We start from the raw sequence: 20,097 nt of genomic DNA, 5'->3' as shown, positions 1-20,097 counted from the left end.
CGAGCATTATAACGAATGGCATCCGCATAGTGCGTTGGGTTATCGCTCGCCACGGGAATATCTGCGGCAGCGGGCCTGTAATGGGTTAAGTGATAACAGATGTCTGGAAATATAGGGGCAAATCCATTTCATTAAACTGTATATGACTTTGTATATACAAAATTCCCATGACTGTTGGCATTAATTTATCCAGAATTGCTTTGAATGTAATCTGAAATATTCTTAAGTAATGCATGTTAATCATGTATGTGTATAACTAATTGAAATACATAGATAAAAACTGGGTGTTTCATTTCTTAACTGAGCATTAATTTCATTTAAGAAAGATAAAATACTAAAAGGTAATCTATATATCGAGATACAATCTGTTTGTAGAAACAATATGAGTAACACTTCTATTCATTAGCTAACTATTGTTTTTGATATAATAGGTTAAGATAATCATATGCGCTTTCTTTTTGCACCGTTAAATCATCTGTTTTTATAATGTAGCATCTTCGCCAAAGAGTGCTTTTGATGTTTTCTGACAAAAATATTATGTAAAGTAATTGTCATGCGGGGGAGGGATGTACTATTGGTGTTTTTATAGCGCGAGGGAGTTATGTATAAGAGTTTAGATGTACAGAATTATAAATTTCAAAAGATTATGGCGTGTTTCAGTACCAATAATATTCAAATGGTTGTTTTTAACATTTTTGTTTCTATAATGATATTATATTATCTTGCACAGTACATAATTGCTCTATTACTAATATTAAAAAGAAATCCATGATTACGTTGTTTTTGTATATTATAGCTTATTATTTTTCCTGAAAAGACATAAAAATCAGGAAGGAGTAGTGCAAGTTTATCATCCTCAACTTGATCAATAATATCAAATTTGTTTATTTTGTTGGAGATGAGATGCAAAGTATTATAATTTTCACTCCATGTATATTCAATATCTCGTCGAATTGCTTTATAAACCTTTGTGTTTTGTTTCCATGTGCCACTCAGTGCAACTGTTCCAGTCTTTTGGTTTTTATTATACATAAAATCAAGAGTAAGATTGGCTTGTCCCTGGTCATTAAAAATAACCCAATTAGCCGTACATTTTTCATTATATGCGATTTGTTCTTTAGAATAATGATAGGCAATGAATAAAATAAACCCACTGATAAAGCATAAAACAATAAGCAGGACTTTTTTACAGCGAGTCACGATTAACCTCACGATAAGACAGAGTTAAACAGCCGGCAACTTCGTTATTACTGTAGTTTTTTTTGCATGCCATAACAATCAAACCCGGAGACGACCTGGAGAGTGAAAAATATAGCCACGGATATTTTTTACAGTCAATTCCTGACCCTAATATACGGTTCTTATATTTATCGAAATCTTTCAAACCATCGATGCTATCTTCTGCAACATTAAAATGACAACCATTTATTTGTGCAACAGTTCTGTAATCTTTGAAAAATGATCTGGGTTGACTATTATTCCATAGTAAAAATGCGGTAAGCAAACCTACACCAAACGCACTTAACATTGGTAAATAAAATTTAGAGCGCCAGAGTATGTTCCTGACATGATTATCTGGAGCAACATTTATGTCTCTAAGCTCATCTGTAACGTTCAGGTTGTGAGGAGAATTGTTCTTTTGAACATCTACTGAAGGGGGGAGGGTATGACTTCCTATGTTTATATCATTATTGATCTTGAACCCTTTTCTCGGCACGGTTGCAATAAGCGAATGCGTAGTCTCACCAACCGCACGAAATCCGCGTCTGATAATCGATATGTTTTGGTATAACGTGTTGACCGGTACACGCATACCTTCTTCTTCCCAGACTCTGGAGAAAAAATCTTGTTGGGCGACCACATCTGGAAAAGCTTCAAGTAGCAACGATAAACACCTGCTTGCTGGCGTTGTCAGAACGACGTTCAGCTCGGCGTCATGTACCGAAATTAATTTCCTGTGTTCCGGCCAGAACTCAATATTATTGTTAATAATCCAGTACATACGTCAATAAAATACGGCATCAAGAAAATTGAAATTAAATAGTTTGATAAGTATATTAGTATTTATCTAATAAATATATATTAATTTTATATTCATTCCGATAATCATGATTGCAATATGTTAATGTAACTTAAAATTCTATATGTATTAACAAATTTAACGGTTGTAACGACGTTTTTATGATTTTTCTCTCATGATGTCTCTTCATCTTTTGAGATAACACACAAAACTTACATGATTAAACTAAATATTTAACAAATGGCGTTAAAAGTGCGTGATATAAAATACGGGCATCTTTATAAATGCCCGTATATACAATAATTATGATTATTGATAGTTACGTTTCAATGCTGAACTGAGTTTGAACGTATAAACAATTCGTTAATTTTACCACCCATCCTTTTTTCAATTCTTTGCTTGTAGGCGTAGATGCTACGGATATCCATGTTGAGTGTTTCTGCAATCTGATATGGATTATAGCCAGAGACCATATGCCCCATTATGGTGAACTCCATTTGAGTTAACGTATTGCCTCTGGTAAACGACAGATAACGACCGATAAACAACTGTCTGATCTTTTCGTTAGCAACATCCAGTCCATCATCATTATATATAATGGCTGATATTGCTGGGTTATGTTTTCTCCAGTAATTAGCAAGAGATTGCATATTCCTGTCGCTTACCAATACAATTCCCATATCAGTACTCGTAAGATAGTCAATCCAGTCTTTATCTAAAAAAAGACGTAAAAAACTTACTGAAAAATCTACAAAAATGTATCCGCTTAATCGTGCGTTATGGTTTTTACTTAATATGCCTTCAACCACACCACGATTAAAATACGAACTATCTTCGGGCCACATACAAAAGCATGCGTTTGCACAATACTGCAAACGTGGTGACTTTTCTGGCATTATTTGACAATGCATTGAGCAACTATTGCATGTAAGACTTTTATATCTACTACAAAGTCTCATGTTAATAACCTCCCTATTCATAGATAATCGCATAATTTCATTGGTTATTGATGATGTCAATACACTCTGATTTAATAAGCTTTTAATAGAAATTTGCGTTTAATCTGTATTTGATATTATTCTCAATAAACTATTTAAGAATACGTCGTTAAGTTTTAAATATGGTTTGATTTCACTTGGTTAACCATATTGGCTTTATTGCAAATCAGATAACTACCTAATGCATTAGGAATATCTATACTGCAAATTGTTTTCGAATAACCAGAAGATATCTTGTAAATCTAAGTGAAGCATCTTAAATAGTCTTATTTAAGATGTTCAGATTTTTACTGATGATAACAGCTTGATAATGCTTGTTTATGCTATGAATAGTCAGAGGGAGGATTAATGGTGGGCAGGCATTGTAAGAATTGGAATGGTTCAAAATTATGACTATTTTGAACCATTCACCTCAGAGATTAACTAAAGAACATTACCGAAACGCACAAAATACCCACGATCAACGTAATTAGATTTCCGATGGAACGCCAGGGTTTAAGCGCAGGGATGAGGTACGTAGACAGTGTAGGCATGATAAAAAGAATCATGGCAATGAGCGGACCGCTGATTGCGTAGATCATCGAAATTGCGTTAGGGTTGATGCAGCAGACGATGAAAGTAATCAGTGATACCAACATAATTGACAGTGCGCGGTTAAATGCACGGCTTTTTTTTACCCCTACCTGCTGTAACGTTGTTTTGACTAATTCCGTCGCACCTTCAATAACGCCAAAGTAGGTGCCTAAAAATGATTTAGACATTGCAACTACCGCGACAATAATCCCAGAAATTGACAACCATGCAGGGGCATTTGGCAACATAGACAGTGCCGATAAAATGGTGACGCCTTCCTCTTTTGCCGTTTCAATATATGAAGGTGGAATTGATAACAGGCAGCTAAAGACAAAGAATAGCACGCTCACGCAGATGATGAGATAAGCGACCTTCATAATTTTTTTGCATTTATCCATAGCGTGTTCGCCGTATTTTTCACGTCTGTCGATGGCAAACGTAGAAATAATCGGTGTATGGCTAAAGGCGAAAACCATCACGGGAATCGATATCCATATCTGGTGAAGGGTATTCTGATTGAACTCTACCTGGGTTGTTAATAAAGAAGGCTGCCAGCTACCGACCAGGTAGATGGAAAGAAATAAAAAGTAGGCAATCAGCGGGAAAACCAAAAATCCCATTACCCGAATTGTGGCATGGCGTCCCATCAGAAAAATGAGATTCAGGATCAACACAACACCAAGACTCACCAGCATACGGATGCGTAGATCAATGGCCATATGCTTCGCCAGTTGTTCAGTGAGTGAGTTGGTGATTGCCACTGCATATATCAACACGACGACAAAAAAAGCAATGAAGTACAGAGTGGTAATCAGATTACCAATCTTCTTGCCATAGTAGTGAGTTACCGCGCCAGTGATCCCTTCGCCTGCTGATGTTTTTGAAGAAAGGATGAACTGGCACAAGGCCTTATGTGGCCAATATGTTAAAGGCCAGGCGACCAGTGCAGTAATAAACAGGACCACCGCTCCCGCTGAACCTAACTGAATAGGAAGGAAGAGTGTGCCTGCGCCAACGGCAGTGCCGTAGAGTGCGAAGCTCCAGAGAGTTTCTTCTTTTGACCAAATCTTAGACATTATTTGAACGTATCATCTACAAATTAAACAAAATGGAGGGCAATTTACCATAAACCAGGCCAGACATGGGAGATTAACGCTATATCAACCGTGGATTGGTGTGTTAGTAGATGCAAACCTTGCGTGCCAGCCTGGTATCTCCATCCCTCATTCCGACGAATTTCCTTTGTGATAAAAATCACTATTTTTAAACATTTAAGATAATTGTTGTTAACAATCATTTACTATTACGCGGTTAATTGGTGCGAGGTTGTGATGAAAGACGTTGTGATTGTCGGGGCGTTACGAACACCTATCGGTTGCTTTCGTGGAGCATTGGCAGGCCATTCCGCCGTGGAATTAGGCAGCCTGGTCGTGAAAGCATTATTAGATCGCACTGGTGTTGCAGCACATGCGGTAGATGAGGTGATTCTGGGACAGGTTCTGACCGCCGGGGCAGGGCAGAATCCAGCACGGCAATCAGCGATTAAAGGTGGTCTTCCCAACAGCGTTTCGGCAATTACCATTAATGATGTTTGTGGTTCCGGACTAAAAGCTTTGCATCTCGCCACTCAGGCGATCCAGTGTGGTGAGGCTGATATTGTTATTGCCGGTGGCCAGGAAAATATGAGTCGCGCGCCGCATGTTTTGACTGATAGCCGCACCGGAGCACAGCTTGGCGATAGCCAATTGGTTGATAGCCTGGTGCATGACGGCTTGTGGGATGCATTCAATGATTACCATATTGGTGTCACCGCCGAAAATCTGGCGCGCGAATATGGTATCAGCCGCCAGTTACAAGATGCCTACGCACTTAGTTCGCAGCAAAAAGCGCGGGCGGCCATTGACGCCGGACGATTCAAAGATGAGATCGTCCCGGTCAGAACGCAAAGCAACGGGCAGTTATTGATCGTTGATACCGATGAACAGCCGCGTACTGATGCCAGTGCAGAAGGGCTAGCCAGTTTAAATCCGTCATTTGATAGCCACGGCTCTGTTACTGCGGGAAATGCCTCATCCATCAATGATGGTGCTGCTGCGGTAATGATGATGAGCGAAGCCAAAGCGCGAGCGTTGAATTTACCCGTGCTCGCACGTATTCGCGCCTTTGCCAGCGTTGGTGTCGATCCTGCACTGATGGGCATTGCCCCGGTGTATGCAACCCGCCGTTGCCTGGAGCGTGTTGGCTGGCAACTGGCCGATATCGATCTTATTGAGGCTAATGAAGCATTTGCCGCGCAGGCGCTTTCTGTTGGCAAGATGCTCGAGTGGGATGAACGCCGGGTCAATGTCAATGGGGGCGCGATTGCGTTGGGCCACCCGATTGGTGCCTCCGGGTGCCGCATTTTAGTTTCTTTGGTTCATGAAATGGTGAAACGCAACGCTCGTAAAGGATTGGCTACACTCTGCATTGGTGGTGGTCAGGGGGTGGCATTAACTATTGAGCGTGACGATTAGATCTGTATTTCTTCCTTATCCGTTAAACATCTGCCGCCATCAATCTGCTTTATGATGATGGCTGGCACCGCTATGCACATTTCATATAAAACCTGACTTTTCTCCTTCTACCTGGCTGATTCGTGATCGGTACTACACTTTTTTCAATCCTTTTCCAGAAAATGAAACAATGTTTTATTTTTAATTGAAAACCATATCCCATGGGCATATCATCCCTTTAAAGAGAAAACGAAACGATGTTTCACTATCGTTTGTAATTTCATGCTTCACTGATTATCGGAGGTTGATGTGGACGTAAGACAGAGCATCCACAGTGCGCACGCGAAAACGCTGGATACCCAGGGGCTGCGCAATGAATTTTTGGTTGAAAAGGTATTCGTCGCGGATGAGTACACCATGGTTTACAGCCACATTGACCGTATTATTGTTGGCGGTATTATGCCGGTAGCAAAAACGGTTTCCGTTGGCGGGGAAGTCGGAAAACAACTGGGCGTGAGCTACTTCCTTGAGCGTCGCGAGCTGGGTGTTATCAATATTGGCGGTGCCGGAACGATTACTGTCGATGGTCAATGCTATGAAATCGGTCACCGCGATGCCTTGTATGTAGGTAAAGGTGCAAAAGAGGTTGTCTTTGCCAGCATCGATAGTGCCACTCCAGCGAAGTTTTACTACAACTGTGCGCCTGCTCACACAACGTATCCCACCAAAAAAGTGACTCCGTCCGAAGTGTCTCCGGTTACGCTGGGCGATAACCTCACCAGCAACCGCCGCACGATTAACAAATATTTTGTGCCGGATGTGCTGGAAACCTGCCAGTTGAGTATGGGGCTGACGGAGCTGGCACCGGGTAACCTGTGGAACACGATGCCGTGCCACACCCACGAACGTCGGATGGAAGTTTATTTCTATTTCAACATGGACGATGACGCCTGCGTTTTCCACATGATGGGGCAGCCGCAAGAAACGCGTCATATTGTGATACATAACGAACAGGCAGTGATCTCCCCAAGTTGGTCTATCCATTCTGGCGTAGGAACCAAAGCTTATACCTTTATCTGGGGCATGGTCGGTGAAAACCAGGTCTTTGATGATATGGACCACGTTGCCGTTAAAGATCTGCGCTAGTCGCGAGTATAAATGAATAAGGTATTATTATGATTTTAAATGCATTTTCTCTTGAAGGTAAAGTTGCGGTAGTCACCGGTTGTGACACCGGGCTGGGACAGGGAATGGCACTGGGGCTGGCACAGGCGGGTTGTGACATTGTCGGCATCAACATTGTTGAGCCAACAGAGACTATTGAACAGGTTACTGCGCTGGGGCGTCGCTTTTTAAGTCTGACTGCCGATCTGCGTAAGATTGATGGCATCCCAGCACTGCTGGATCGTGCGGTAGCAGAGTTCGGTCATATTGATATCCTGGTGAATAACGCCGGATTGATTCGCCGTGAAGATGCCCTCGAGTTCAGCGAAAAAGACTGGGATGATGTGATGAACCTGAATATCAAAAGCGTGTTCTTCATGTCTCAGGCTGCGGCGAAACACTTTATCGCTCAGGGCAACGGCGGCAAGATTATCAATATTGCGTCAATGCTTTCATTTCAGGGCGGGATCCGTGTGCCTTCGTATACCGCATCAAAAAGCGGCGTGATGGGCGTGACGCGCCTGATGGCGAACGAATGGGCAAAACATAACATCAACGTTAATGCGATTGCTCCGGGTTACATGGCGACCAACAATACTCAGCAATTGCGGGCTGATGAACAACGTAGTGCGGAAATTCTTGAGCGCATTCCTGCCGGACGCTGGGGGCTACCGAGCGATCTGATGGGGCCGGTGGTATTCCTTGCCTCCAGTGCTTCAGACTATGTGAATGGTTATACCGTTGCTGTGGATGGCGGCTGGCTGGCACGTTAATTTATTCAGTTTGCTATTAAGACCCTACCTGACGGCGGGGTTTTTTATTTCCGATAATCAGCATAATCCATATCATGGTTATGAAATAATCCATATTAATTATCAATTAATAAACTTTATGATTTTTATCTGCTTTAAAATTAGATGCTTAATTATAATGTCATTAATTTCACTTAATTTTAAAAGTGTAATGTCCATCACATAACAGTATGTAGCAGCAGTTTAATCCATATTTATGATGTTTCCGACCTGACACCTGAGTTAATTGTTCACGTATTTTTTCACTATGTCTTACTCTGTGCTGGCAGGAAAAAATGGTTACTATCAATACGGAATCTGCTTTAACGCCGCGCCCTCTGCGCGATACGCGGCGTATGAATATGTTTGTTTCGGTAGCTGCTGCGGTCGCGGGATTGTTATTCGGTCTTGATATCGGAGTTATTGCCGGAGCGTTGCCGTTCATCACCGATCACTTTGTGCTGACCAGTCGTTTGCAGGAGTGGGTGGTCAGCAGCATGATGCTTGGCGCAGCAATCGGTGCGCTGTTTAACGGTTGGCTGTCGTTCCGCCTGGGGCGTAAATACAGTCTGATGGCGGGGGCTATCCTCTTTGTGCTCGGTTCGATAGGGTCGGCTTTTGCGACCAGCGTTGAAATGCTGATTGCCGCCCGTGTGGTGCTGGGGATTGCTGTCGGAATCGCCTCTTATACTGCACCTCTCTATCTCTCAGAAATGGCGAGTGAAAACGTTCGTGGCAAGATGATCAGTATGTACCAGTTGATGGTCACACTCGGCATTGTGCTGGCGTTTTTATCCGATACAGCCTTCAGCTATAGCGGTAACTGGCGCGCAATGTTAGGTGTTCTTGCCTTACCTGCAGTCCTGTTGATTATTCTGGTGGTCTTCCTGCCGAATAGTCCGCGCTGGCTGGCGGAGAAAGGGCGTCATATTGAGGCGGAAGAAGTGCTGCGTATGCTGCGCGATACATCGGAAAAAGCGCGAGAAGAACTCAACGAAATACGTGAAAGCCTGAAATTAAAACAGGGCGGTTGGGCGCTGTTTAAGATCAACCGTAACGTCCGTCGTGCCGTGTTCCTCGGTATGTTGTTGCAGGCGATGCAGCAGTTTACTGGTATGAACATCATCATGTACTACGCGCCGCGTATCTTCAAAATGGCGGGCTTTACGACTACCGAACAGCAGATGATTGCGACTCTGGTGGTGGGGTTGACCTTTATGTTCGCCACCTTTATTGCCGTCTTTACGGTCGATAAAGCGGGGCGTAAACCGGCGCTGAAAATTGGTTTCAGCGTGATGGCGTTGGGAACTCTGGTGTTGGGTTATTGCCTGATGCAGTTTGATAACGGAACGGCTTCCAGTGGTTTGTCCTGGCTCTCTGTTGGCATGACGATGATGTGTATTGCCGGTTATGCGATGAGTGCCGCGCCTGTGGTGTGGATCCTGTGCTCCGAAATTCAGCCGCTGAAATGTCGCGATTTCGGTATTACTTGCTCGACCACCACCAACTGGGTGTCGAACATGATTATCGGCGCGACCTTCCTGACGTTGCTCGACAGCATTGGCGCTGCCGGTACGTTCTGGCTCTACACCGCATTGAACATTGCGTTTGTGGGCATCACTTTCTGGCTCATTCCTGAAACCAAGAATGTCACGCTGGAACATATCGAACGTAAACTGATGTCTGGCGAGAAGTTGAGAAATATCGGCGTCTGATTTCACTGGCCGGATGTGCTGTACATCCGGCCTTTTTTTCGCTAATAGAGATCGGGCACCTGGCCGTTGAGGCGTTCGTTACGTCCTTTATTCTGCCTCGCTGCGGTAACTCACAAGACAGGAGAGAGGAATGAAAACAATTGGTTTGCTGGGGGGAATGAGTTGGGAATCCACCATCCCTTACTATCGCCTGATAAATGAAGGCATTAAACAGCGGCTTGGTGGACTTCACTCTGCGCAAGTGCTGCTACATAGCGTCGATTTTCATGAAATAGAAGAGTGTCAACGTCGTGGTGAATGGGATAAAACCGGGGAGATTCTGGCAGAGGCGGCGATTGGCTTACAGCGGGCGGGTGCAGAGGGCATTGTGTTATGTACCAATACGATGCACAAAGTGGCAGATGTCATCGAATCCCGTTGCTCGCTGCCTTTTTTACATATTGCGGATGCCACCGGACGAGCAATCAGCCGCGCCGGAATGACGCGCGTAGCGCTACTGGGCACGCGCTACACTATGGAGCAGGATTTTTATCGTGGGCGGTTGGCGGAGCAATTTTCTATCGATTGTCTGGTGCCTGAAGCAGATGAACGGGCGAAAATTAATCAGATTATTTTTGAAGAGCTGTGTCTGGGGCAATTTACCGAAGCATCGCGCGCTTATTATGCGCAAGTGATTGCTCGCCTCGCAGAACAGGGCGCGCAGGGTGTGATTTTCGGCTGCACAGAAATTGGTTTACTGGTGCCTGAAGAACGCAGCGTTCTTCCCGTATTTGATACTGCAGCGATCCATGCCGAGGATGCGGTTGCCTTTATGCTGTCGTAACTGACTACAAAATAGCGTCAAGCGAGGCAACCAGTTTCGGTAAACCGACTTGTAAATGCTCTGTAAATGCCTGTACCAGTGCTGAAGACGGGCGGTGCAGGGGGCGAATCAGGCTAACGGTGAAGGGAACAGCAATACTGAATCGCCGCACGACTAATCCGCTTGCTGCATAATCCAGAGCGGTGAGTGGGTTAACTATCGAAACGCCCGCTCCCGCCCGTACCATCGCGCAGACTGACGCGGCACTATGGGTCTCCACAATCATGCGGCGTTTAACCTGATGTTCATTAAACAGTTGATCCAGCAACTGGCGATAGCTGTCAGTACGGGAAAGGCTGATGTAATTCTCACCCTGAAAATCTTCCGGCGTTAATACCTCTTTTGTCGCCAGCGGATGTGCCCGCGGTAAAACACAGACTTCATCTAAAGACAGTAATTCGGTACGTTCCGTACCCGCAGGCGTATGCAGCGTTTCGGTGAGTCCTAAATCATGGCGCTGGGCCGAAAGCCACTCTTCAAGTAGCGGCGATTCCTGCGGCACGATATTTAAACTGACTTCAGGATAACGGGCCAGAAAAGGTTGTAGCAGCGGGGGCAAAAAAGACTGCGAAAAGACCGGCAGGCAGGCAATTGAAAGTTCTCCCTGGCGAAACTCGCGCAGACTTTCAGCGGCGCTGACGATGCGATCCAGCCCGTACCAGGAGCGCTGCACCTCTTCAAATAGCCGCAGTCCTTGCACGGTAGGATGTAATCTTCCGCGTATGCGCTCAAACAGTTTCAGCCCAATCACCTTTTCAAAACGTGCCAGTTCGCGGCTGACAGTTGGCTGTGAGGTGTGCAGCAGTTGTGCGGCTTCAGTCAGGCTTCCGGCGGTCATAACCGCATGAAAAATTTCAATATGACGTAAGTTAACGGCGGCCATCGACTTTCTCTCGCAATCCGGTAATCCATATCATTTTTGCATAGACTCGGCATAAATCGATATTTTTTATTCTTTTTATGATGTGGCGTAATCATAAAAAAGCACTTATTCGGAGTTTGTTATGCCACATTCACTGTTCAGCACTGATACCGATCTCAGCGCCGAAAATCTGCTGCGCTTGCCCGCAGAATTTGGCTGCCCGGTGTGGGTCTACGATGCACAAATTATTCGTCGGCAGATTGCGGCGTTGAAACAGTTTGATGTGGTGCGCTTCGCACAGAAAGCTTGTTCCAATATTCATATTTTGCGCTTAATGCGTGAGCAGGGCGTGAAAGTAGATTCCGTCTCGTTGGGTGAAATCGAGCGTGCGCTGGCGGCGGGATACAATCCGCAAACGCATTCCGATGACATCGTCTTTACCGCGGATGTTATCGATCAGGCAACGCTTGAGCGCGTCAGTGAATTGCAAATTCCAGTGAATGCTGGCTCTGTCGATATGCTCGACCAACTGGGGAAGGTTTCGCCAGGGCATCGGGTATGGCTGCGCGTTAACCCGGGGTTTGGTCACGGTCATAGCCAAAAAACCAATACTGGTGGCGAAAACAGTAAGCACGGCATCTGGTATGCCGATCTTCCCGCCGCACTGGAAGTGATACAACGTCATCATCTGCAACTGGTCGGCATTCACATGCACATTGGTTCCGGTGTTGATTACGCGCATCTGGAGCAGGTGTGTGGGGCGATGGTGCGTCAGGTCATCGAATTTGGTCAGGATTTACAGGCTATTTCTGCAGGTGGTGGGCTTTCTGTTCCTTATCAGCAGGGAGAGGAGTCGGTTGATACTGAACATTATTATGGTCTGTGGAATGCCGCGCGTGAGCAGATCGCTTGCCATTTGGGGCATCACGTGAAACTGGAAATTGAACCGGGTCGCTTCCTGGTGGCGCAGTCTGGCGTGTTGATTACTCAGGTGCGGAGCGTCAAACAAATGGGCAGTCGCCGCTTTGTGCTGGTTGATGCCGGATTTAACGACCTGATGCGTCCGGCAATGTACGGCAGTTACCACCATATTAGCGCCCTGGCGGCTGATGGTCGTTCTCTTGAACAGGCACCAACGGTGGAAACCGTTGTCGCCGGGCCGTTATGTGAATCGGGCGATGTTTTTACCCAGCAGGAGGGGGGAAATGTCGAAACCCGCGCTTTGCCGGAAGTGAAGGCGGGTGATTATCTGGTGCTGCATGATACGGGGGCATATGGCGCGTCAATGTCATCAAACTACAATAGCCGCCCACTGTTGCCAGAAGTTCTGTTTGATAATGGTCAGGCGCGGTTGATTCGCCGCCGCCAGACCATTGAAGAATTACTGGCGCTAGAGTTGCTTTAATCACCGCTAGTCGCTGGCGGTGTTATGCGTTGCCTCTAGCGACGGCGTTGAAACTGAATGGCGGCGTACCAGCGTAGGACTAAAGACATTGGTGATTTCGGGGAGGGGGCGATTATCCGCCAGCGCTAATGCCAGTTCGGCAGCCTGGGTTGCCATCGTCACAATGGGGTAACGTACGGTGGTCAGCCGTGGGCGCACATAGCGTGATACCAGCACATCATCAAAACCAATCAACGAAATCTCGCCCGGTACATCGATCCCATTGTCATTGAGTACGCCCATCGCGCCCGCCGCCATTGAGTCGTTATAACAGGCCACCGCGGTGAAATTCCGGCCTCTTCCCAGCAGTTCAGTCATTGCCTGTTCGCCGCCACTTTCATCCGGTTCACCAAAAGTTACTAACCGGTCATTAACTGGAATACCGCTTTCAGTAAGGGCATCGTAATACCCCTGGAGGCGATCTTCGGCGTCAGAAATAGAGTGGTTAGAGCAAAGGTAACCAATACGGGTATGGCCTTGCTGAATTAAATGACGTGTCGCCAGCCAGGCACCGTAACGATCGTCCAGAGCGATACAACGGTTCTCAAAACCAGGGAGTATCCGGTTGATCAGCACCATGCCTGGCATTTGTTTCATCAATGCGGCTAAATCGGCATCCGGGATCATTTTGGCATGGACAACCAGTGCGGCGCAGCGATGACGGATCAACTGCTCAATGGCCTGACGCTCTTTTTGCTCGTTGTGGTAACCATTGCCAATCAATAAGAAATTACCGGTGTGATAAGCCACCTGTTCGACCGCTTTCACCATTGCGCCGAAAAAGGGATCGGAAACATCGCCAACGATCAGGCCAACGGTTTCAGTTGTCTGTTGTGCCAGCGCCCGGGCGTTGGCGTTTGGGTGATAGCTAAGAGATTCCATCGCGCTATGCACAGCCAGACGAGAAGCTTCACTGGCTTTTGGAGAGTTATTAATGACGCGGGAAACTGTGGCGACTGAAACGCCTGCCAGTCGGGCTACATCCTTTATGGTCGCCATGAAAATACCTTTGTGGGTAAACGCTTACATTCTGTCAGTGTTACGGAAAACGCCCGTTGGTTCAAGGGGTGTGGTGTTTTCTGCGCGGGGAATGTGAGCGAAACGCGAATAAGTAAGACAAAAAAAGAGATTACAAACCTTTGGTTACACTTTGCGAAACGCTGTTGCGATTGACCGCTGGTGGCGTTTGGCTTCAGGTTGCTAAAGTGGTGATCCCAGAGGTATTGATAGGTGAAGTCAACTTCGGGTTGAGCACATGAATTACACCAGCCTGCGCAGATGCGCAGGTTTTTTTTCGCCTGACATCAATCTGTAACAGTAACCGATAATTTACACACCTCGTTGCATTTCCCTTCATTCCTTTGCGTTTTCTCGCTGGCGAACATGCTTTGCGCAGACCACAATCAAGATCCCAGAGGTATTGATTGGTGAGATTATTCGGTACGCTCTTCGTACCCTGTCTCTTGCACCAACCTGCGCGGATGCGCAGGTTTTTTTTCATACCTATTTTACTGTCGCTCGAGTTCTCCTTCTGGTGTAATCTCGCACCATTCATTATTACTGAAGAATGAGCAAAGGGAGTTGGAATGCTTTTTAGCTTTTTTCGTAATTTGTGCCGTGTTCTGTACCGCGTTCGCGTGACAGGCGATACCCAGGCACTGAAGGGCGAGCGCGTTCTTATCACGCCCAATCACGTCTCATTTATTGATGGTATATTGCTGGCGCTGTTTTTACCCGTTCGCCCTGTTTTTGCCGTTTATACTTCCATTAGCCAGCAGTGGTATATGCGTTGGCTGAAATCATTTATCGACTTCGTTCCCCTCGATCCGACGCAACCCATGGCGATTAAACATCTGGTGCGTCTGGTGGAACAGGGCCGCCCGGTGGTGATTTTCCCTGAAGGGCGAATCACGACAACCGGTTCGTTGATGAAAATCTACGATGGTGCGGGGTTTGTCGCGGCGAAGTCAGGCGCGACGGTTGTTCCGCTGCGTATTGAAGGGGCGGAGCTTACGCACTTCAGCCGCCTGAAAGGGCTGGTTAAACGCCGCTTGTTCCCGACAATTCATCTGCATATTTTGCCGCCAACACAAGTGCAGATGCCAGATGCGCCGCGCGCGCGTGATCGTCGCAAAATTGCAGGCGAAATGCTGCATCAAATTATGATGGAAGCGCGTATGGCCGTGCGTCCACGTGAAACGCTGTACGAATCGCTGCTGAGCGCGATGTACCGTTTCGGGGCCGGAAAAAAGTGTGTTGAAGACGTCAACTTCACCCCGGATACCTATCGCAAATTACTCACTAAGACACTGTTTGTTGGGCGTATACTTGAAAAATACACTGCTGAAGGGGAAAGAATCGGCTTAATGCTGCCTAACGCAGGTATTAGCGCAGCAGTAATTTTCGGTGCTATCGCCCGTCGCCGTATCCCGGCAATGATGAACTACACCGCCGGGGTAAAAGGGCTGACCAGCGCCATTACCGCGGCTGAAATCAAAACCATTTTCACTTCCCGTCAATTTCTCGATAAAGGCAAACTCTGGCATTTGCCGGAACAGCTTACCCAGGTACGCTGGGTCTATCTGGAAGATTTAAAAGCGGATGTCACTACCGCCGACAAAGTGTGGATCTTCGCGCATTTGCTGATGCCGCGCCTGGCACAGGTAAAACAGCAGCCGGAAGAAGAGGCGCTGATCCTGTTCACCTCCGGTTCAGAAGGCCATCCGAAAGGCGTGGTTCATAGCCATAAAAGCATTCTGGCGAATGTCGAGCAGATTAAAACTATTGCCGACTTCACCACCAATGATCGCTTTATGTCGGCATTGCCACTGTTCCACTCTTTTGGTCTGACTGTTGGCCTGTTTACGCCACTGCTGACTGGGGCGGAAGTGTTCCTTTATCCAAGCCCGTTGCACTATCGAATTGTGCCGGAACTGGTGTACGACCGTAGTTGCACCGTGCTTTTCGGCACCTCGACCTTCCTCGGTCACTACGCGCGCTTTGCCAACCCGTATGATTTCTATCGTCTACGCTATGTGGTGGCAGGCGCAGAAAAACTGCAAGAAAGCACCAAACAGCTTTGGCAGGATAAATTTGGCCTGCGCATTCTTGAAGGTTACGGCGTGACGGAATGTGCTCCGGTGGTGTCCATCAACGTACCGATGGCGGCGAAACCCGGTACAGTAGGGCGTATTTTGCCAGGTATGGATGCGCGACTGCTGGCGGTTCCGGGTATCGAAGACGGCGGTCGCCTGCAACTGAAGGGGCCGAACATTATGAACGGCTACCTGCGAGTGGAGAAGCCGGGCGTGCTGGAAGTACCTGCGGCCGAGAATATCCACGGCGAGATGGAGCGCGGCTGGTATGACACTGGCGATATTGTGCGTTTCGACGAGCAGGGATTTGTGCAGATTCAGGGGCGAGCGAAACGCTTTGCCAAAATTGCCGGGGAGATGGTGTCGCTGGAAATGGTTGAGCAACTGGCTATTGGTGTTTCACCAGACAAGATGCATGCCACCGCCATTAAGAGTGATGCCAGCAAAGGCGAGGCGTTGGTGCTCTTTACCACAGACAATGAATTGACTCGCGATAAGCTGCAACAATATGCCCGCGAGCACGGTGTGCCGGAACTTGCCGTACCGCGCGACATTCGCTATCTGAAGCAGATGCCATTACTGGGCAGCGGCAAACCTGACTTTGTCACGTTGAAAAGCTGGGTAGACGAAGCGGAAAAACACGATGAGTGAGTCAGTGCAAACTAACACTTCGCTATGGTCGAAAGGGATGAAAGCGGTTATCGTCGCGCAGTTTCTCTCTGCGTTTGGCGATAACGCGCTGCTGTTTGCCACTCTGGCGTTACTGAAAGCGCAGTTCTATCCGGAGTGGAGCCAGCCCATCCTGCAAATGGTGTTTGTAGGTGCTTACATTCTTTTTGCACCGTTTGTCGGTCAGGTTGCCGATAGTTTTGCCAAAGGTCGGGTGATGATGTTTGCCAACGGTCTTAAGCTGCTGGGTGCTGCCAGTATCTGCTTTGGCCTCAACCCCTTTCTCGGTTATACGCTGGTGGGCGTTGGTGCGGCAGCCTATTCACCAGCAAAATACGGCATTCTTGGTGAATTAACCACCGGCAGCAAGTTAGTGAAAGCTAACGGTTTAATGGAAGCTTCCACCATTGCGGCAATTTTGCTCGGTTCCGTAGCTGGTGGTGTGCTGGCTGACTGGCATGTTCTTGCTGCTCTGGCTGCTTGTGCTCTGGCTTATGCTGGCGCGGTCGCGGCAAATCTGTACATTCCGAAGCTGGCGGCGGCGCGTCCGGGACAGTCGTGGAATCTCATCAACATGACCCGTAGTTTCCTACTGGCCTGCACTTCACTGTGGTGCAATGGCGAAACGCGATTCTCGCTGGTAGGCACTAGTTTGTTCTGGGGAGCCGGCGTCACGCTGCGTTTCCTTTTAGTGCTGTGGGTGCCGGTGGCGCTGGGCATTACTGATAACGCCACACCAACCTACCTCAACGCGATGGTGGCGATCGGTATCGTGGTTGGCGCAGGCGCGGCAGCGAAGCTGGTTACGCTGGAAACCGTTTCACGCTGTATGCCTGCTGGAATTTTGATTGGCGTGGTGGTGCTGATTTTCTCCCTACAACACGATCTGCTGCCTGCCTATGCCTTGCTGATGTTGATTGGCATGTTGGGTGGTTTTTTTGTTGTACCGCTCAATGCGTTATTACAGGAGCGAGGCAAAAAAAGCGTCGGGGCGGGGAATGCCATTGCGGTACAGAACCTGGGCGAAAACAGTGCTATGTTGCTGATGCTGGGGATTTATTCACTGGCGGTAATGGTGGGAATTCCGGTTGTGCCCATTGGCATTGGTTTTGGTGCGCTGTTTGCGCTGGCAATAACGGCGCTGTGGATCTGGCAACGCCGTCATTAATCTTTTGCCAGATGACACATTCAGCCATCTGGTGAAGGTCACATTCCCGAAGGGGGCATACCTTTCGGATACTTCACGCTGTAAGAGAATGGCAGACTCACGTTCTCTTTGCCCGACAGTTTCAGCGTCCAGGTCAGTTCACCCGTTTTCGCATCAAACTGCGCCTGCCCGTACTGCATTTTTTCTACCGTAATATCACTATTAGTACTGACTGGGATCTGGTCGAGCAGAGTGATATCCACCGCTTCGCCGTAGCTGTTCTTCACATTAAGGGGGTAACTGAAGTTACGTATTGCGCTGTCGTTAAAGATAGATAACGCATTCTCTTTTTTGAGAGCGGCTTTACGCTGAATAATCAACTTAGGATCGCGGTTAAGCTGAATATCCAGCGACTTGCCATCTTCCGGCGGCACTTTTATTGGTTAATGTGCTATTTGCCTCTAATACCTTAATTTGAGCCGCAATATTGTTTTTCTCGGCGGTTAGTTTTGCCTGTTCCACCTTTGCTGCTTTTAACTGTTGCTGAATCTCTGACGGCAACGCATTCGGTTGTGTTTCCTGTAGCTCGATACGTGAGGAAAGCACCGTCACTCCGTTATCGATAGAGATGGCGATGCTGTCGTCAGTTACCGAATTGGCAATATGGGTGAAGATGATTTCGCTTTCACCTGCCGGTAAGTTGAGTGTCTCTTCACCTTGCAGGCTGGCACCATGCAGATAAACAGTGACGTCTTTAAGTGTTAGCGCTGGGTTAACTGCCCCCCCAGGCGGAGGACATACACCCGGTAAGTAACATGGCGAGGGGAAGAGGTTTGAAAATCAACATGGTTATCCTTAACAATGGGCACAGACATTGAAACGCGCTCTGGCGTTGACCAAAAGAGTCTATTGCGCTTTGTCAGGAAAGATGCGGCGAAAAGTAGTGAATATATTCTGAAAAGTGGAGAAAAGAGACGCCTGGCGCATAACACCAGGCGAAAGGATCACGGTGCTGGATAAGTATAAACCTGATGTACCGCTTCAATTTCAGCCAATACGTCTTCGCTTAACTCCAGATGCAAACTTTCGACGTTGGTTTTTAACTGTTCCATCGTCGTTGCGCCCAGCAGAGTGCTGGCAACAAACGGTTGACGGCGTACAAAGGCCAGCGCCATCTGCGCAGGATCGAGACCATGACGTCTGGCGATATCAACATACGCCGCGACGGCTTTTTGCGTCTGCTCGCTGCTGTAGCGGGTGAAGCGACTAAAGAGTGTATTGCGTGCGCCAGCCGGTTTTGCACCATTGAGATATTTCCCGGTCAGCGTGCCGAAACCCAGACACGAATAGGCCAGTAACTCGACGCCTTCATACTGACTGACTTCCGCCAGACCCACTTCAAAGCTGCGGTTTAACAGACTATAGGGGTTCTGAATAGTGACGATGCGCGGCAGATCGTGTTTGTCTGCCAGATGCAGATAACGCATTACGCCAAATGCGGTTTCATTCGACACGCCGATATAACGAATTTTTCCCGCGCGTTGGTACTCCGCCAGTGCATCCAGCGTGTCGAGCAGAGAAATCGCAGGGGCAGAATCCGTCCAGCTATAACCGAGCTTGCCGAAGCAGTTAGTCGGGCGCTGTGGCCAGTGCACCTGATAAAGATCGAGATAATCCGTCTGCAAACGTTTGAGGCTGTCATGCAGGGCTTCGCGGATATTTTTTCTGTCCAGCGCCTGATCCGGGCGAATGCCCTTGTCATTATTGCGCGACGGTCCGCTCACTTTGGAGGCGATAATTAACTTTTCGCGGTTGCCATGTTTTGCCAACCAGTTACCGACATAGGTTTCGGTTAAACCCTGAGTTTCGGGGCGCGGCGGTACGGGGTACATTTCGGCAACGTCAATAAGATTAATGCCCTGAGCGACGGCATAGTCGAGTTGTGCGTGGGCGTCGGCTTCGCTGTTCTGTTCACCAAACGTCATCGTGCCAAGCCCCAGCGTGCTGACTTCCAGCGAGCTGTGGGGTATACGGTGATATTGCATAGCCGTTTCCTTTTTATAATCACGACATAAGGAATATAAAAATGGCAGAGGGAAGGGAAAAGGGAAAGCGAAAAATCTTAAGGCCAGCCGGATGCTGTAATGCCAGTCAGTTAAGCAACTGACTGGCTCTTTTTCGGGGCTGTGGGGTATTTCCAGGGCCTCTCCTTTACCACTCTCGGGAAGGCCCTTTCCCTTCTTGTCGGTAATTTCACAAGTTGTC

Annotated in this window: 18 protein-coding genes; 8 read left to right on the top strand and 10 right to left on the bottom strand. The window is 47.5% G+C overall.

The annotated features are described in order from the left end of the window. Positions 1-717: 717 nt before the first annotated feature. The 4 genes from C7B16_RS21990 to C7B16_RS21975 all read right to left on the bottom strand — a co-directional run bounded on the left by C7B16_RS21990 (position 718) and on the right by C7B16_RS21975 (position 4,667). Positions 718-1,200, bottom strand: coding sequence for a hypothetical protein (locus C7B16_RS21990; RefSeq protein ID WP_001517003.1), 483 nt, complete (start codon positions 1,198-1,200; stop codon positions 718-720). After that, positions 1,187-2,002 (bottom strand): winged helix-turn-helix domain-containing protein, encoded by an 816-nt coding sequence (locus C7B16_RS21985; RefSeq protein WP_061090704.1) that lies wholly within the window; start codon positions 2,000-2,002, stop codon positions 1,187-1,189. Before C7B16_RS21985 ends, C7B16_RS21990 begins: the two co-directional genes overlap by 14 nt. A 344-nt stretch (positions 2,003-2,346) precedes the next feature. Next, entirely contained in the window at positions 2,347-2,979 is a 633-nt protein-coding gene (locus tag C7B16_RS21980; protein WP_001517001.1) for a helix-turn-helix transcriptional regulator, read from the bottom strand. A 458-nt stretch (positions 2,980-3,437) separates the two neighbouring features. Beyond that, positions 3,438-4,667, bottom strand: coding sequence for an amino acid permease (locus C7B16_RS21975; RefSeq protein WP_000036848.1), 1,230 nt, complete (start codon positions 4,665-4,667; stop codon positions 3,438-3,440). Positions 4,668-4,922: 255 nt separating this feature from the next. Here C7B16_RS21975 and C7B16_RS21970 point away from each other — a divergent pair, with 255 nt between their 5' ends. The 5 genes from C7B16_RS21970 to ygeA all read left to right on the top strand — a co-directional run bounded on the left by C7B16_RS21970 (position 4,923) and on the right by ygeA (position 10,576). Further along, positions 4,923-6,104 carry an acetyl-CoA C-acetyltransferase gene (locus C7B16_RS21970; RefSeq protein WP_000656046.1) on the top strand — a complete coding sequence of 394 codons (1,182 nt, stop codon included), beginning with the start codon at positions 4,923-4,925 and terminating at the stop codon, positions 6,102-6,104. 288 nt (positions 6,105-6,392) lie between these two features. Then, positions 6,393-7,229 carry a 5-dehydro-4-deoxy-D-glucuronate isomerase gene (kduI, locus tag C7B16_RS21960; RefSeq protein WP_000383241.1) on the top strand — a complete coding sequence of 279 codons (837 nt, stop codon included), beginning with the start codon at positions 6,393-6,395 and terminating at the stop codon, positions 7,227-7,229. Between the two features lie 29 nt (positions 7,230-7,258). Next, a complete protein-coding gene (gene kduD, locus C7B16_RS21955; protein ID WP_000602501.1) occupies positions 7,259-8,020 on the top strand; it encodes a 2-dehydro-3-deoxy-D-gluconate 5-dehydrogenase KduD in 762 nt (253 codons plus the stop codon). Between the two features lie 314 nt (positions 8,021-8,334). Continuing rightward, positions 8,335-9,753 (top strand): arabinose-proton symporter AraE, encoded by a 1,419-nt coding sequence (gene araE / locus C7B16_RS21945; protein ID WP_000256427.1) that lies wholly within the window; start codon positions 8,335-8,337, stop codon positions 9,751-9,753. 130 nt (positions 9,754-9,883) lie between these two features. Beyond that, entirely contained in the window at positions 9,884-10,576 is a 693-nt protein-coding gene (gene ygeA, locus C7B16_RS21940; protein ID WP_001516999.1) for an amino acid racemase, read from the top strand. A gap of 4 nt (positions 10,577-10,580) precedes the next feature. Here the strand turns inward: ygeA and lysR are convergent, their stop codons facing one another. After that, positions 10,581-11,498: a DNA-binding transcriptional regulator LysR gene (gene lysR, locus C7B16_RS21935; RefSeq protein WP_001516998.1), complete on the bottom strand. Its 918-nt coding sequence runs from the start codon at positions 11,496-11,498 to the stop codon at positions 10,581-10,583. Positions 11,499-11,619: 121 nt separating this feature from the next. On the opposite strand from lysR, the gene lysA reads away from it, so the two are divergent. Beyond that, positions 11,620-12,882 carry a diaminopimelate decarboxylase gene (gene lysA / locus C7B16_RS21930; protein WP_107180155.1) on the top strand — a complete coding sequence of 421 codons (1,263 nt, stop codon included), beginning with the start codon at positions 11,620-11,622 and terminating at the stop codon, positions 12,880-12,882. Between the two features lie 6 nt (positions 12,883-12,888). On the opposite strand, the gene galR is transcribed toward lysA, so the two are convergent. Then, the gene (gene galR, locus C7B16_RS21925; protein ID WP_016249151.1) at positions 12,889-13,920 is read right to left on the bottom strand and encodes an HTH-type transcriptional regulator GalR; all 1,032 of its coding nucleotides are present in this window, start codon (positions 13,918-13,920) and stop codon (positions 12,889-12,891) included. Between the two features lie 587 nt (positions 13,921-14,507). Here galR and aas point away from each other — a divergent pair. Further along, entirely contained in the window at positions 14,508-16,667 is a 2,160-nt protein-coding gene (gene aas / locus C7B16_RS21915; RefSeq protein ID WP_001516995.1) for a bifunctional acyl-ACP--phospholipid O-acyltransferase/long-chain-fatty-acid--ACP ligase, read from the top strand. Continuing rightward, complete coding sequence (gene lplT, locus C7B16_RS21910) at positions 16,660-17,853, top strand: lysophospholipid transporter LplT (protein WP_000004668.1); 1,194 nt, start codon at positions 16,660-16,662, stop codon at positions 17,851-17,853. The genes aas and lplT overlap by 8 nt, the downstream gene beginning before the upstream one ends. Positions 17,854-17,891: 38 nt before the next feature. On the opposite strand, the gene C7B16_RS25460 is transcribed toward lplT, so the two are convergent. The 4 genes from C7B16_RS25460 to C7B16_RS25450 all read right to left on the bottom strand — a co-directional run. Then, positions 17,892-18,266, bottom strand: a complete 375-nt coding sequence (locus C7B16_RS25460) for a DUF4139 domain-containing protein (RefSeq protein WP_258182595.1) — start codon at positions 18,264-18,266, stop codon at positions 17,892-17,894. After that, a complete protein-coding gene (locus C7B16_RS25455; protein WP_232019559.1) occupies positions 18,226-18,555 on the bottom strand; it encodes a DUF4140 domain-containing protein in 330 nt (109 codons plus the stop codon). Before C7B16_RS25455 ends, C7B16_RS25460 begins: the two co-directional genes overlap by 41 nt. A 281-nt stretch (positions 18,556-18,836) precedes the next feature. Next, positions 18,837-19,877, bottom strand: a complete 1,041-nt coding sequence (locus C7B16_RS21900) for an NADP(H)-dependent aldo-keto reductase (RefSeq protein ID WP_001199280.1) — start codon at positions 19,875-19,877, stop codon at positions 18,837-18,839. A gap of 110 nt (positions 19,878-19,987) precedes the next feature. Next, positions 19,988-20,097 (bottom strand): hypothetical protein (locus tag C7B16_RS25450; RefSeq protein WP_224465868.1); only part of this gene is annotated, 110 nt, incomplete at its 5' end.

Origin of the sequence: Escherichia sp. 20412-1 (assembly GCF_003027595.1) — a bacterium.
GTDB lineage: Bacteria > Pseudomonadota > Gammaproteobacteria > Enterobacterales > Enterobacteriaceae > Escherichia > Escherichia marmotae.
Note: the sequence above shows the minus strand (reverse complement) of the source record. Positions and strands in the feature narration are given on the sequence as shown.

What these genes read in the sequence shown, in the direction of transcription:
- C7B16_RS21985 (WP_061090704.1), bottom strand. Translation starts at nt 2,002, where the DNA reads ATGTACTGGATTATTAACAATAATATTGAGTTCTGGCCGGAACACAGG.
- C7B16_RS21980 (WP_001517001.1), bottom strand. Translation starts at nt 2,979, where the DNA reads ATGAGACTTTGTAGTAGATATAAAAGTCTTACATGCAATAGTTGCTCA.
- C7B16_RS21975 (WP_000036848.1), bottom strand. Translation starts at nt 4,667, where the DNA reads ATGTCTAAGATTTGGTCAAAAGAAGAAACTCTCTGGAGCTTCGCACTC.
- C7B16_RS21970 (WP_000656046.1), top strand. Translation starts at nt 4,923, where the DNA reads ATGAAAGACGTTGTGATTGTCGGGGCGTTACGAACACCTATCGGTTGC.
- kduD (WP_000602501.1), top strand. Translation starts at nt 7,259, where the DNA reads ATGATTTTAAATGCATTTTCTCTTGAAGGTAAAGTTGCGGTAGTCACC.
- araE (WP_000256427.1), top strand. Translation starts at nt 8,335, where the DNA reads ATGGTTACTATCAATACGGAATCTGCTTTAACGCCGCGCCCTCTGCGC.
- ygeA (WP_001516999.1), top strand. Translation starts at nt 9,884, where the DNA reads ATGAAAACAATTGGTTTGCTGGGGGGAATGAGTTGGGAATCCACCATC.
- lysR (WP_001516998.1), bottom strand. Translation starts at nt 11,498, where the DNA reads ATGGCCGCCGTTAACTTACGTCATATTGAAATTTTTCATGCGGTTATG.
- lysA (WP_107180155.1), top strand. Translation starts at nt 11,620, where the DNA reads ATGCCACATTCACTGTTCAGCACTGATACCGATCTCAGCGCCGAAAAT.
- galR (WP_016249151.1), bottom strand. Translation starts at nt 13,920, where the DNA reads ATGGCGACCATAAAGGATGTAGCCCGACTGGCAGGCGTTTCAGTCGCC.
- aas (WP_001516995.1), top strand. Translation starts at nt 14,508, where the DNA reads ATGCTTTTTAGCTTTTTTCGTAATTTGTGCCGTGTTCTGTACCGCGTT.
- lplT (WP_000004668.1), top strand. Translation starts at nt 16,660, where the DNA reads ATGAGTGAGTCAGTGCAAACTAACACTTCGCTATGGTCGAAAGGGATG.
- C7B16_RS21900 (WP_001199280.1), bottom strand. Translation starts at nt 19,877, where the DNA reads ATGCAATATCACCGTATACCCCACAGCTCGCTGGAAGTCAGCACGCTG.